The following is a 13510-nucleotide window of genomic DNA, read 5'->3' as shown; positions in this document are numbered from 1 at the left end:
TTTTTCTATCATTAATTCATTTCATATTGACCGAAGAAATTGTCAGTTGCCATCGGCTGGCGTAGCCTTAAGTCAGTACAGCGAAAAGTCAGGAGCAAGGGGATGAAAAAGGTCGCGATCGTAGGTTTGGGATGGCTGGGTATGCCGCTTGCGCTGTCGTTGATGTCGCGTGGATGGCAGGTGACCGGCAGTAAGACCACGCAAGATGGCGTGGAGGCGGCGCGGATGTGCGGCATCGACGGCTATCCGTTACGTCTGGAACCGCAGCTGGTCTGCGATACCGACGACCTGGATGCACTAATGAATGTTGATGCGCTGGTGATCACCTTACCGGCGCGCCGCACTGGGCCGGGGGAGGATTTTTACCTTCAGGCGGTACAGGAAATCGTCGATACCGCGCTGGCCCATCACGTGCCGCGGATCATTTTTACCAGCTCAACCTCTGTTTATGGCAACGCCAGCGGCACGCTGAAAGAGAGCTCCCCGCGCAACCCGCAAACCGCCAGCGGCAGGGTGCTGAAAGAGCTGGAGGACTGGCTGCATAATCTTCCCGGCACCTCGGTGGATATTTTACGCCTCGCCGGGCTGGTGGGGCCGTCCCGTCATCCGGGGCGCTTCTTTGCCGGGAAATCCGCGCCGGACGGCCAGCACGGCGTCAATCTGGTGCATCTCCAGGATGTGATTGCCGCCATTGAGCTGTTATTGCAGGCCCCGAAGGGCGGGCACATCTATAATATATGTGCGCCTAAGCACCCTGCGCGCGGCGTTTTTTACCCGCAAATGGCCCGTGAGCTGGGGCTTCCTGAGCCTGTATTTAGTGATAATCCGGAAAACGGCGCAGGCAAGATCGTTGATGGTAACCGTATTTGCTACGAACTGGGGTTTGAATACCAGTACCCCGACCCGCTGGTAATGCCGATGGAGTAATCCGCCAGCGGCGAATCGCGTACCGTAAGGGGGACGACGATGAAACCACTGCTGGATGTGCTCGTCATTCTTGATGCCCTCGAAAAAGAGGGCAGCTTTGCCGCAGCCTCGGCAAAGCTCTATAAAACGCCCTCGGCATTGAGCTACACCATCCATAAGCTGGAAAGCGACCTCAATATTCAGCTCCTTGACCGCAGCGGCCACCGGGCGCGTTTTACCCGAACCGGACAGATGCTGCTGGAAAAGGGGCGCGACGTGCTGCATACCGCCCGTGAACTGGAAAAACAGGCTATTAAGCTGCATCAGGGCTGGGAAAATGCGCTGGTGCTGGCCGTCGATAACGCCTTTCCTTTCTTTCTACTGGCCCCGCTAATCACCTCGTTTTACCGCCTGCATAACGTCACTCGCCTGCATTTTCGCCGTGACATAGCCTCGTCGGCCTGGCAAACGCTGGTGGACGGAGAGGCGGATCTGGTGCTCGGCGCGCTGAGCGAACCGCCGGCGTTAAGCGGTTACGGCTTTAGCCCGCTAGGGACGCTGGAACAGGTGTTTGTCGTTTCACCACTGCATCCGCTTGCCCATACCCCTGAACCGTTGAGCTGGCGGACGCTGCGACGCCATCGCGCTATTGTGACCGTTAACCCCTGGCCACAAGGGGATAGTCCGGACAGCCTGACGGTTTTCGATATCGCCAGTCAGCTGGCCTTACTTTGCTCTGGACTGGGATGGGGCTATTTGCCGCTATTTCAGGTACAGGCGTTATTAGAGAGCGGCGAGCTAAAGATAATAACAGCGACGGTTCCTGGGCCTTTAAATCGTGCCTGGATTGGCTGGAATGAAGATGCCTGTGGACCTGCAGGCGAATGGTGGCGAAACGAGGTATTAGCAAATAGTGCTATCCGTAACATCTATAATACTAAAATCGTATGAATATTAGGCTTTTAAATAATTGCCGCCATTTTTTGGCCTTGCAACATCTTGTCATCGTGCCAGTAGTTGTTGCAAAATACGCGTCCTGAAAATCAGAAACTGGCCGACGCTTTTTTAAAGTGTCGGTTATTTTTTTGGTTGAAAGACACATCATTCAATACCAAGAGGCCGGGCTTCGTACCGGATAGATATTTACTAAAAACCGACAGTGGTTGTCGCTGAGGAATACAAAGAAATGGGGCAATTTTTTGCTTACGCGCTGGCATTCGCCGTAAAAGGGGATAACTATGTCGCATAACGCTACTCCAAAAACCTCTCGCGTGGAATTACGTAAAACGCTTACGTTGATTCCGGTTGTTATGATGGGCTTGGCCTATATGCAGCCAATGACGCTGTTCGATACGTTTGGTATCGTCTCTGGATTGACTGATGGTCACGTTGCGACGGCCTACGCCTTCGCGCTGATCGCCATTCTCTTCACGGCACTGAGCTACGGTAAACTGGTTCGCCGTTTCCCGTCAGCGGGTTCCGCTTACACCTACGCACAGAAATCCATCAGCCCGGCTGTCGGCTTTATGGTTGGCTGGTCATCGCTGCTGGACTACCTGTTCATGCCGATGATCAACATTCTGCTGGCGAAAATTTACTTTGAAGCGCTGGTGCCTTCCGTACCATCGTGGATCTTCGTTGTCGCGCTGGTGGCTTTTATGACCGCTTCGAACCTGCGCAGCATTAAGACCGTGGCGAACTTCAACACGCTGATCGTTATCCTGCAGATGGGTATCGTGGCGGTGATTGTTGGGATGATTATCTACGGTGTTGCGCACGGCGAAGGCGCGGGGACGCTGACCAGCACCCGTCCGTTCTGGTCTGAAGGCGCGCACGTGGTGCCGATGATTACCGGTGCGACGATCCTGTGCTTCTCGTTCCTCGGCTTTGACGGTATCTCTTCTCTGTCTGAAGAAACCAAAGATGCAGAGCGCGTGATCCCGAAAGCTATCTTCCTGACCGCGCTGATTGGCGGCCTGATCTTTATCGGGGCGTCCTACTTCCTGCAACTGTACTTCCCGGATATCTCGCGCTTTAAAGATCCGGATGCGTCGCAGCCAGAAATCATGCTGTACGTGGCGGGCAAAACATTCCAGTGGGGCGTGCTGATTTTCTCCAGCGTCACCGTACTGGCATCCGGCATGGCCGCGCACGCGGGCGTTTCTCGTCTGATGTACGTGATGGGCCGCGATGGCGTGTTCCCAAGCCGTTTCTTCGGTTATGTTCATCCGAAATGGCGTACCCCGGCATGGAACGTACTGCTGGTTGGCGTGATTGCCCTGCTGGCGATTAAATTCGACCTGGTGACGGCGACGGCGCTGATTAACTTTGGTGCGCTGGTGGCGTTCACCTTCGTTAACCTGTCGGTGATCTCACAGTTCTGGATCCGTGAAAAACGCAACAAGACGCTGAAAGACCACTTTAACTACCTGTTCCTGCCGGTGTGCGGCGCGTTGACCGTTGGCGCACTGTGGATCAACCTGGAAGAGAGCTCAATGGTTCTCGGCCTGATCTGGGGCGGTATTGGTCTGCTCTACCTGGCCTGCGTAACTAAAAGCTTCCGCAACCCGGTACCGCAGTACGAAGACGTTGCTTAATCACACAATGTGATGAGAAAAGCCGGAGGGAAACCTCCGGCTTTTTTGTATCTGGCATTCGCTGATTCCCCGGTGGCGGCTGGCGCCTTACCGGGGCTACGGGTTTCTGCGGTCTGGTAGCCCGGACAGATGCGCAGCATCGCCTCCGGGAGATACGGCAGAAATGCGGACGGTTTACTTCTCTTGCTGCATCACCTTAAGCAGCGTATCCAGCAATCCAGGAAAGCGCGCGTCTAAATCTTCCCGGCGCAGCGAAATCAAATTCTCCCGCCCTTGAGGGCGTTGCCAAATCACACCGCTGTCGCGCAGGACGCGCCAGTGGTGGGTCATGGTCGACTTGGCCACATCTTCATGGCGCAGTGCGTTACAGCTCTGTTCGCTGCCGTCGGCAAGGATGCGGATAATCTCAAGTCGTAGCGGGTTACCGAGGGCAAAAAGGACATTTTCCAGGCGGATTTGTTCACGTTCGGGGTGATTGGCGATCATAATATTCCTGTGTCGGCGGTTGTGCTGCTCCGCGAGCAGCAGCCCGTATCGGCGGCTGGCCGGTAATATACCCAAACTGCTTTTTTAAAGCCACGCGCGTCGTCGCAGCTTCACCAATAGTAACGATAGCAAAAATAGTTCGAATATACTCGTACAGTTGTACTATGATAGATGGCGTTAAATGAATCGCGGCCAATTCCGGCCGCTTACTGACAGTCAAAATGACTAAGGACGCATCATGCCCCGACCCATCCCCCTCGAACGTTATCGCAACATCGGTATCTCCGCGCATATCGATGCCGGCAAAACCACCACCACCGAGCGTATCCTGTTTTATACCGGGATGAGCCACAAGCTGGGGGAAGTACACGATGGCGCGGCAACCACCGACTGGATGGCGCAGGAGCAGGAGCGCGGGATAACCATTACTTCTGCGGCGGTGAGTTGCTTCTGGCCCGGTATGGACCGCAGCTTCGAGCCGCACCGGATTAACATTATCGACACCCCCGGGCACGTGGATTTCACCATCGAAGTGGAACGATCCATGCGCGTACTGGACGGCGCGGTGATGATTTACGACTCCGTTGGCGGCGTACAGCCGCAGTCAGAAACCGTCTGGCGTCAGGCGAATAAATACCATGTCCCCCGGCTGGCTTTCGTCAACAAGATGGACCGCCCCGGTGCGGATTTCTTCCGCGTGGTGCAGATGATGACCGACCGCCTGAAGGCGAACCCGGTGCCTGTCGTCATTCCTGTTGGCGCGGAAGAGCACTTCACCGGCGTGGTGGATCTTATCAAGATGCGCGCCATTCTGTGGGATGACGCCACCCAGGGCATGACCTTCAGCTATGCGCCGGTGCCTGACGACCTGCTGGAAACCGCCCGCGTATGGCGGGAGAAAATGGTCTCGGCGGCGGCGGAAGCCCGTGACGAGCTGATGGATAAGTATCTGGAAACCGGCGATTTGAGCGAGACTGAAATCATCGCCGGGCTGCGTCAGCGCACCGTGAAAGGCGAAATTCAGGCGGTACTGTGCGGTAGCGCGTTTAAAAACAAAGGCGTGCAGCGGATGCTCGACGCGGTGGTTGAGCTGATGCCGTCGCCGCTGGATATTCCGGCGATTCAGGGCATTGATGAGAAAGGTCAGCCTGCTGAACGTCACCCGAGCGATGATGAGCCGTTCTCGGCGCTGGCCTTCAAGCTAATGACCGACCCCTATGTCGGACAGCTAACCTTTATTCGCGTCTATTCCGGAACCTTGAAAAAAGGTGATGCGGTGTGGAACCCGGTGAAAGAGAAGAAAGAGCGTATCGGACGAATCGTGCTGATGCAGGCCAACGATCGCCATGAGGTCGATGAGCTGCATGCCGGGGATATTGCCGCCTGCGTCGGCCTGAAGGATGTCACTACCGGCGACACGCTGTGCGACCCGAACGCGGTGATTACTCTGGAACGAATGGAGTTTCCGGAGCCGGTGATTTCGCTGGCGATTGAACCGAAAACCAAAGCCGATCAGGAGAAAATGGGCATCGCCCTGCAGCGGCTGGCGGCGGAGGATCCGTCGTTCCGTCTGCATACTGACGAAGAGTCCGGGCAGACAATTATTTCCGGAATGGGCGAGCTGCATCTGGAGATCATCGTCGACCGTATGAAGCGTGAGTTTGGCGTTGAGGCGAATATCGGTCGTCCGCAGGTAACGTATCGCGAAACGATCCGCAAAACGGTTAAAGAGGTGGAGGGTAAGTTCGTCCGCCAGTCCGGTGGGAAAGGGCAGTACGGTCATGTGGTACTAACCCTTGAGCCGCTGGAGCCGGGTAGCGGTTTTGTGTTTGAAGACGCCACCAAAGGCGGCGTGGTGCCGCGTGAGTATATCCCTTCAGTGGAAAAAGGGCTGCGTGAAGCGCTGGGCTCCGGCGTGCTGGCGGGCTATCCGGTGGTGGATATCAAAGCGACTCTGACCTTTGGTTCGTATCATGATGTCGACTCTTCGGAAATGGCCTTCCGCATGGCGGCGATTTTCGGCTTCAAGGAAGGGGCGCGCAGAGCGGATCCGGTGATTCTTGAACCGGTGATGCATGTGGAAGTGGAAACGCCGGAAGATTACGCCGGTAACATTATGGGCGATCTCTCTTCCCGTCGCGGGATGGTGCAGGGGATGGAAGAGCGGTTCGGCAGCCAGATTATCCGCGCCGACGTGCCGCTCGCCGAAATGTTTGGTTATTCCACCACGCTGCGTTCGATGTCTCAGGGCCGGGCGACTTACAGCATGGAGTTCCACCACTACGCACAAGCCCCGCACAACGTGGCAGAGGCGATTATCGCCAGTCGCGCTAAAGGCTAAGTAACCTTCCCGGAGGCGATGCTGCGCATCTGTCCGGGCTACCATCTATCAGACGAGTAGCCCGGACAGGCGCGTCAAGCGCCGCCTCCGGGAATTTCTCCAATCAAACAATCTCCTGCGCGTACTGCCACAGCGCCTTCAGCTGCGCCAGCTTCTCTTTATCATCCGCATGCTGTTGATACAGCATCTGCAGCTCATCGGCATAGGCCTGTAAAAACTCTGGCGTAAACACCTCACGACGATGCTCCAGCCAGCGCTGCTGCTCGGCTTCATCCAGCGTGCCTGGGAAATTGCGTGCACGATAGTTGAACAACAGACGCTCAATACGCTTATCGGCGAAGGTGATATCCAGCGCCGGCAGGTTATGCGGCTCGGTCTCAAGCACGATTTTCATTGCCGCGCGATCGGCATCGCTGAAAAAGCCGTTATACAGCTGGGCATCGACGTTATCGGACGGCACAAAAGGCTCCGCTTCGGCAAAAATCGCCACCACTTTTTCGCGCACCTGGGGATTAGCCCGTAGCTGCTGGGCGTTATCCAGACAGCGCTGGATATTGATCCCCAACCGGTCGGCATCCTGCGGACGCAAAGTGTTTTGCTGCGCCAGCACCGGGCACTTATTGAGATGCACCAGCTTAATCGGTACTGCGGCCAGATCGCCCAACTCGCTTTTCGGCGTATACAGCCGCTCGCGCAGGGTATCGGTATCCAGCTCCAGCAGTGGAGAGATATCCCCGGCCAGGTCGACCATAATCACCGCATTACGATTATCCGGATGCCACGCCAGCGGAGCCACCAGGCTGGTATTGCCGCGAGCCGCGCCAAACATGCCGGAAACATGCACCAGCGGTTTGATCTGCGGAACGTCAATCAACGTCGCCAGCTTGCGTTTGTTGCGATAGCTATATAGATAGTCAAACAGGCGCGGCTGCTGGGTTTTCACCAGTTTTGCCATCGCAATGGTGGCGTAAACGTCGGCCATCGCGTCGTGGGCGTTGCTGTGCTCGATACCGTTGGCGACGGTCAGATGCTCCAGACGAAAGCTTGGCAGGCCATCTTCATTTTCCGGCCAGTTGATCCCTTCAGGGCGTAGTGCATAGCAGGCGCGCATCACGTCCAGCAAATCCCAACGAGAGTTATCGTGCTGCCAGCTCCAGGCGTAAGGATCGTAAAAATTGCGATAAAAGATATTGCGCGTCACTTCGTCATCGAAGCGCACGTTGTTGTAGCCGACGATACAGGTTTTCGGCACCGTGAACAGATCGTGAATGCGGCGGGCAAAGGCGGCTTCGTTGTCGCCTTTGGCGATAGCTTCCTGCGGCGTTATTCCGGTTATCATTACCGCCTGCGGCTGAGGCAGATAGTCATCGGCGAGCTTGCAGTAGAAGACCTCTGGTTCACCGACAACGTTCAGATCTTCATCGGTGCGAATGGCGGCAAACTGCGACGGTCGGTCGAGCGAAGGGCTGGTGCCGAAAGTCTCGTAATCGTGAAACAAAAATCCGGGCTGGTTGGCGCTATCTTGCATAATCTGTTCATTATCCCTGGTGGCGAGCAGCCATCATGGTAAACGATTTACCGGGCCATCAGAAGGGCATCGGCTTTGCCCATCGTCTGAGATGTCATATTTTCTTGCAATTAAACCCTGATATGAAACGAGAAGTTCCGTAAAAAGGACGGCGAATCTGTCAATTTAGAGGATATGCCGTTGAAAGGCCGTTTGTTTATTGCTGTAACTTTGCTCGCTGCGAGCGTTTCCTGCGCATTTGCCGCCAATGATTTTCCCGTCAACGTGACGCCGCCTTCCATTCAGGCCGGTTCCTGGGTGCTGATGGATTACACCACCGGTCAGATCCTGACTGCGGGTAACGAGCATCAGCAGCGCAATCCCGCGAGTTTGACCAAACTCATGACCGGCTATGTGGTTGACCGCGCCATCGACAGCCACCGTATCACCTTTGACGATATCGTCACCGTTGGCAAAGATGCCTGGGCCAAGGGTAATCCGGTATTCGACGGTTCTTCCCTGATGTTCCTCAAGCCTGGCGACCGCCTTAGCGTGCGTGATTTGAGCCGCGGGCTAATTGTTGACTCTGGTAACGACGCCTGCGTGGCGTTAGCGGACTACGTTGCGGGCGGTCAGCCACAGTTTGTCGCGCTGATGAATAGCTACGTAGAGAAACTGCACTTAAAGGATACCCACTTCGAAACCGTTCACGGCCTGGACGCTCCGGGGCAACACAGTTCGGCCTACGATTTGGCCGTGCTCTCGCGGGCGATAATTCACGGCTCGCCGGACGTGTATCATATGTACAGCCAGAAAAGCCTGACCTGGAACGGCATTACCCAGCAGAACCGCAATGGCCTGCTATGGGATAAAACCATGAACGTCGATGGCCTGAAAACCGGCCATACTTCCGGGGCGGGATTTAACCTGATCGCGTCGGCGGTGGATGGTCAGCGCCGTCTGATTGCGGTAGTAATGGGAGCTGAAAGCCCGAAAGGGCGGGAACAACAGGCGGCGAAGCTGCTGCACTGGGGTCAGCAAAATTTCGACACCGTACAGGTTTTGCAGGACGGCAAACAGGTCGGGGTTGAGCGTATTTGGTATGGTGATAAAGAGCAGATTACGCTGGGCACCGATCAGGACTTCTGGCTGGCATTGCCGAAGTCGGAAGTGTCGCGCATTAAAGCAAAATATGTGTTGGATAAAAAAGTACTGGAAGCGCCGATTGCCGCCCATCAGCGGGTCGGTGAAATTTCGCTTTATGACGGCGATAAAGTGGTGGCCCACTGGCCGCTGGTGACACTGGAAAGCGTCGGCAAGGGCGGTGTTTTCTCGCGCTTTAGCGATTATCTGCATCAGAAGCTGTAACTCTCCGGCCGCTCCGTTCTGGAGCGGCACCTAGTAGCTGTTTGATTATTATGCCACTTTGGTTGGCGCTTCGTTTAGTTTCAATCCATTACCTTACCCGGTCACCGTCAGGAAATAACCTGGCGCTTCTGCGCCAAACACGGAGCTGGGAAGATGAAATATTTTGCGCGTAGTGCGCTTTCTCTGGGATTGTTCGCCGTTTTTAGCACCTCTTGCTTTGCCTCTGGCCTGGTTCTGGCCGATAACGAATTCCGCAATGATTTAGCCTGGTTATCCGATCGTGGAACCCTCTCTTTAAGTTTGTCGACCTGGCCCCTGAGCGAGGAGGAGATTAACCGTGCGCTGGCGAATGCCCATCCGACAACATCCGCAGAGCGGGTGGTGCTGAGCCGGGTGAATCAGCGATTAAGATCGCTAAAGGCCGACGTGCGCCTTACCGGCTACAGCTCCACTGACAAACCAGGAACGCCGCAGGGCTTCGCCCAGTCTTATCCCGCTGATCAGTCGCTCTCTATCGCGCTGAATAACAGCGGCGAATGGTGGGACCTGCACTTACAGGGCAACGTTGAAGGGGACAAGCGCATTAGCAACGGTTCAAACGTTAACGCTAATGGCGCATACGGCGCGGTAAAGTTGTGGAACCAGTGGCTGGCGTTCGGGCAGATCCCACAGTGGTGGGGGCCGGGTTATGAGGGCAGCCTGATTCGTTCCGATGCCGCGCGACCGATGACCGGTTTTCTGCTACAGCGTGCCGAGCAGAGCGCGCCGCAGACGTCATGGCTAAGCTGGATTGGCCCATGGCAGTATCAACTCTCTGCCAGCCAAATGAGCCAGTACGCTGCCGTTCCGCATACCAAAATCTTCGGCGGTCGCTTGACCTTTTCGCCGTTTACCTCGCTGGAGCTGGGGGCTTCGCGCATTATGCAGTGGGGGGGAGAAGGGCGTCCTTCCTCGTTTAGCAGCTTCTGGGACGGCCTGACCGGCAATGACAACACTGGCGAATCAGCCGACGATCCCGGCAATCAGCTGGCTGGTTTTGATTTCAAACTGAAGCTGGCGCCAACGCTGGGCTGGCCGGTGAGCGTTTACGGTCAGATGATCGGCGAAGATGAAGCCGGGTATTTACCCTCGGCGCACCTCTATCTTGGCGGCGTAGAAGGGCATCATCAATGGAACAGCAACGCGGTTAACTGGTATCTGGAAGCCCACGATACCCGTTCGAATATGGGACGCACCAACTATATCTATAACCACTTTATCTACAAAGATGGCTACTACCAGCAGGGATATCCGCTGGGTGATGCTATGGGGGGCGACGGACGCTTGTATGCCGGGAAGGTGGAGCTGGTGACCGAAGAGAACCAGCGCTGGAGCGCGCGTCTGGTGTACGCCGAGGTGAATCCGAAGAATCAACGGATCAACAAAGCCTTCCCGCACGCCGACACGCTCAAAGGCGTGCAGTTAGGCTGGAGCGGAGATGTCATGCCGACGGTACGCCTGAGTACCTCCGTGTGGTACACCGATGCTAACCATAGCGCCAGCGATGACCTTGGGGCCAGTATCGGTCTCGAACTGCCGTTCAGTTTGTAATCGAATGGCGAATGTTTTTTAGGCTTTTTTACACGCAATTTTTGTGAATTACCGCACATACTATGGGGGATAGTACTGTTAGATTATATGTATATTCATACAGTATTTTATCAACAATGGAGGTAGCATGGACTATAACGTTAAATCCGTGGGCAAAAGAAAGATCGCCGGGTTTCATCTGGTCGGTCCCTGGGAGCAGACGGTAAAACAGGGCTTTGAACAGCTGATGATGTGGGTTGATAACAGCCAGGTTCCGGCACAGGAGTGGGTCGCTGTCTATTACGACAACCCTGATGAAGTCCCGGCGGAAAAACTGCGCTGCGATACTGCCGTCACGGTGGCGGAAGACTACGAGCTCCCCGCTAACAGCGAAGGTGTGATGATGACCGAAATCGCCGCCGGAGATTATGCCGTCGCCCGCGCCAGAGTCGAAAATTTCGATTTCAAGACGCCGTGGTGTCAGTTCTTCGACAGCCTGATGCAAAGCAAAGAGTATCAGATGACGATGGATCCCTGCTTTGAAGTCTATCTTAACGACGGTGATAAGGATGGCTACTGGGATATCGAGATGTACATTGCGGTCGAGCCCTCGGTGAAATAAGGCTTTGTCCCCTCAGTGGACAAGGTTTCTTACATTCGCGTGATGCTTGCGGCGAAAAAGCAGTTACAATTGGCGTTTTCGTTGTGTCGGAGTCGGTTGTGCGCGCGGATAAATCACTTAAGCCATTTGAAATTCGGCTGTATCGCCATTACCGCATAGTTCATGGTGTGCGAATAGCATTGGCCTTTGTGCTCACCTTTCTGCTGGTGCGCTTGCTTAAGGTTCCGGAAGGGACCTGGCCACTCATCACCCTTGTGGTGGTGATGGGGCCCATCTCCTTTTGGGGAAACGTGGTGCCGCGTGCGTTTCAGCGCATCGGCGGCACCATTCTTGGTTCGGCTCTCGGGCTGGTGGCGCTCAAGCTGGAGCTTATCTCGCTGCCCATTATGCTGCTGTGGTGCGCGGCGGCAATGTTCCTCTGTGGCTGGTTGGCATTGGGCAAAAAGCCCTATCAGGCGCTGCTGATTGGCATTACGCTGGCGGTGGTTGTCGGTGCGCCGCCGGGAGACATGAATACTGCGTTGTGGCGAAGCGGCGACGTTATCTTTGGTTCCCTGCTGGCGATGCTGTTTACCGGTATCTGGCCGCAGCGGGCGTTTCTGCACTGGCGTATCCAGATGGCTAGCTACGTCACCACTTTTAACCGGCTCTATCAGGCGGGCTTTTCGCCGAATCTCGTTGAACGTCCGCGTCTGGAAAAACATCTGCAAAAAGTGCTCAACGACGTGGTGAAAATGCGTGGTTTGATCACCCCGGCCAGCAAAGAGACGCACATCCAGAAATCCATCTTCGAGGCGATCCAGACCGTCAGCCGCAATCTGGTCTGTATGCTGGAGCTGCAAATCAATGCTTACTGGGCCTCAAGGCCCGGTCACTTCGTGATGCTTAATGCCCATACGCTGCGTGAAACCCAGCAAATGACTCAGCAAACGTTGCTGACCATCGCTCATGCACTCTACGAAGGTAACCCGCAGCCAATTCTCGCCAATAATGAAAAGCTGAATGAAATCGTTGCCGAGCTGCGTCTGCTTATCAAAGAGCAGCAGGATGAGAATTTCTCCGAAACGCCGATTCATGGTTATGTTTGGTTAACCATAGAGCTGGCGCGCCAGCTTGAACTGCTGTCGCATTTAATCTGCCGGGCGTTGCGTAAATAAAGACCAGATACGCGCGGTTTGCCCATCGCTTGCTTCGATTCAGCAGCGTTTAGGGTTATGATTGGGGCAAAGGAAAAAACATTGTCATCAGCGGCTGCTAACAGTTATGTTAACCCTATGTAGCAGTCGCTTTAGCGAATCCGAATCTCAAATATCAGGGGTGTAAAAATGGAAACAATTAAGCCTTCTTTCCAGGACGTACTGGAGTTTGTTCGCCTGTACCGTCGTAAGAACAAGCTGCAGCGTGAAATTCAGGACGTTGAGAAAAAGATCCGTGATAACCAGAAGCGCGTACTGCTGCTGGACAACCTCAGCGACTACATCAAGCCGGGCATGAGCGTTGAAGCTATTCAGGGCATCATTGCCAGCATGAAAAGCGATTACGAAGATCGTGTTGACGATTACATCATCAAAAATGCTGAGATCTCTAAAGAACGTCGCGATATCTCTAAAAAGCTGAAAGTGATGGGCGAAGCGAAAGTCGAAGAGAAAGCGGGCGAGTAATCCCCGGTTTAGCACTCCGGTGGCGGTTCTCGCCGCCGGGGTCATCTTTCCCCAAATCTGCGTTATCTCTCAAATCCTCAGCAAAACAGCCCGCGCAACGCTGATCCAACCCCCTATAATTTGGTATACTCCCGCCGTAAACATATTGATATCGGAAGGGTTTATCTCATGCTGTCCCTGCAACAGGTGCCGCCGCGATGATACTGATTGCCGGTGGCGCGCATAGCGACCAATGCCGTGATGCCGAATCTATACTCAACACCTTCGTTTCGGCTGCCTACATCATCACCTCCTGGATTTCCGACAATCAAGTAACCGCTCGCATCCAACACCACCGTGATACCCGGCTGGCTCACTGGCGTCTGGAAGATGGATGTCAGGCATTTTTTGCAAAATAGCTACGCGGATAAATCGGGTAGCGGTCGGCGATAAATCACCGCTGACCGTGGGTTT

The 13510-nt window shown here is 55.0% G+C and carries 12 protein-coding genes; 10 read left to right on the top strand and 2 right to left on the bottom strand.

What is annotated here, in order from left to right:
- Positions 1-102 precede the first annotated feature (102 nt).
- From HV127_RS26115 to HV127_RS26100, 3 genes are all read left to right on the top strand, one after another.
- Positions 103-927: an SDR family oxidoreductase gene (locus tag HV127_RS26115; protein ID WP_182239796.1), complete on the top strand. Its 825-nt coding sequence runs from the start codon at positions 103-105 to the stop codon at positions 925-927.
- A 39-nt stretch (positions 928-966) separates the two neighbouring features.
- Positions 967-1857, top strand: coding sequence for a LysR substrate-binding domain-containing protein (locus tag HV127_RS26110; RefSeq protein ID WP_182239794.1), 891 nt, complete (start codon positions 967-969; stop codon positions 1855-1857).
- 287 nt (positions 1858-2144) lie between these two features.
- On the top strand, positions 2145-3503 hold the full coding sequence (locus HV127_RS26100) for an APC family permease (RefSeq protein ID WP_182207278.1): 1359 nt from the start codon (positions 2145-2147) through the stop codon (positions 3501-3503).
- Positions 3504-3677: 174 nt separating this feature from the next.
- Here HV127_RS26100 and HV127_RS26095 read toward each other — a convergent pair whose 3' ends face one another.
- Positions 3678-3989, bottom strand: coding sequence for a helix-turn-helix domain-containing protein (locus tag HV127_RS26095; protein ID WP_004103633.1), 312 nt, complete (start codon positions 3987-3989; stop codon positions 3678-3680).
- 238 nt (positions 3990-4227) lie between these two features.
- Here HV127_RS26095 and fusA point away from each other — a divergent pair, with 238 nt between their 5' ends.
- Positions 4228-6330, top strand: a complete 2103-nt coding sequence (gene fusA, locus HV127_RS26090; protein ID WP_182239792.1) for an elongation factor G — start codon at positions 4228-4230, stop codon at positions 6328-6330.
- A gap of 103 nt (positions 6331-6433) precedes the next feature.
- Here the strand turns inward: fusA and sbcB are convergent, their stop codons facing one another.
- A complete protein-coding gene (sbcB, locus tag HV127_RS26085) occupies positions 6434-7858 on the bottom strand; it encodes an exodeoxyribonuclease I (protein WP_182239790.1) in 1425 nt (474 codons plus the stop codon).
- Between the two features lie 180 nt (positions 7859-8038).
- On the opposite strand from sbcB, the gene dacD reads away from it, so the two are divergent.
- The 6 genes from dacD (at position 8039) to HV127_RS26055 (ending at position 13455) form a co-directional block, all read left to right on the top strand.
- Positions 8039-9205 (top strand): serine-type D-Ala-D-Ala carboxypeptidase DacD, encoded by a 1167-nt coding sequence (dacD, locus tag HV127_RS26080; protein WP_182207275.1) that lies wholly within the window; start codon positions 8039-8041, stop codon positions 9203-9205.
- Between the two features lie 153 nt (positions 9206-9358).
- Complete coding sequence (locus HV127_RS26075) at positions 9359-10795, top strand: capsule assembly Wzi family protein (protein ID WP_182239788.1); 1437 nt, start codon at positions 9359-9361, stop codon at positions 10793-10795.
- 127 nt (positions 10796-10922) lie between these two features.
- A complete protein-coding gene (sbmC, locus tag HV127_RS26070; RefSeq protein WP_182207273.1) occupies positions 10923-11396 on the top strand; it encodes a DNA gyrase inhibitor SbmC in 474 nt (157 codons plus the stop codon).
- Between the two features lie 98 nt (positions 11397-11494).
- On the top strand, positions 11495-12553 hold the full coding sequence (locus HV127_RS26065) for an FUSC family protein (RefSeq protein WP_142514892.1): 1059 nt from the start codon (positions 11495-11497) through the stop codon (positions 12551-12553).
- Between the two features lie 168 nt (positions 12554-12721).
- The gene (locus HV127_RS26060) at positions 12722-13057 is read left to right on the top strand and encodes a DUF496 family protein (protein WP_110275437.1); all 336 of its coding nucleotides are present in this window, start codon (positions 12722-12724) and stop codon (positions 13055-13057) included.
- Between the two features lie 197 nt (positions 13058-13254).
- A complete protein-coding gene (locus tag HV127_RS26055) occupies positions 13255-13455 on the top strand; it encodes a bifunctional adenosylcobinamide kinase/adenosylcobinamide-phosphate guanylyltransferase (RefSeq protein ID WP_182207272.1) in 201 nt (66 codons plus the stop codon).
- Positions 13456-13510: the final 55 nt, after the last annotated feature.

It is taken from the genome of Klebsiella sp. RHBSTW-00215 (genome assembly GCF_014103785.1).
Taxonomy (GTDB): Bacteria; Pseudomonadota; Gammaproteobacteria; order Enterobacterales; family Enterobacteriaceae; genus Klebsiella.
Note: the sequence above shows the minus strand (reverse complement) of the source record. Positions and strands in the feature narration are given on the sequence as shown.

Coding starts and splice junctions, on each gene's coding strand:
- HV127_RS26115 (WP_182239796.1), top strand. CDS start 103: ATGAAAAAGGTCGCGATCGTAGGTTTGGGATGGCTGGGTATGCCGCTT.
- HV127_RS26110 (WP_182239794.1), top strand. CDS start 967: ATGAAACCACTGCTGGATGTGCTCGTCATTCTTGATGCCCTCGAAAAA.
- HV127_RS26100 (WP_182207278.1), top strand. CDS start 2,145: ATGTCGCATAACGCTACTCCAAAAACCTCTCGCGTGGAATTACGTAAA.
- HV127_RS26095 (WP_004103633.1), bottom strand. CDS start 3,989: ATGATCGCCAATCACCCCGAACGTGAACAAATCCGCCTGGAAAATGTC.
- fusA (WP_182239792.1), top strand. CDS start 4,228: ATGCCCCGACCCATCCCCCTCGAACGTTATCGCAACATCGGTATCTCC.
- sbcB (WP_182239790.1), bottom strand. CDS start 7,858: ATGCAAGATAGCGCCAACCAGCCCGGATTTTTGTTTCACGATTACGAG.
- HV127_RS26075 (WP_182239788.1), top strand. CDS start 9,359: ATGAAATATTTTGCGCGTAGTGCGCTTTCTCTGGGATTGTTCGCCGTT.
- sbmC (WP_182207273.1), top strand. CDS start 10,923: ATGGACTATAACGTTAAATCCGTGGGCAAAAGAAAGATCGCCGGGTTT.
- HV127_RS26060 (WP_110275437.1), top strand. CDS start 12,722: ATGGAAACAATTAAGCCTTCTTTCCAGGACGTACTGGAGTTTGTTCGC.
- HV127_RS26055 (WP_182207272.1), top strand. CDS start 13,255: ATGATACTGATTGCCGGTGGCGCGCATAGCGACCAATGCCGTGATGCC.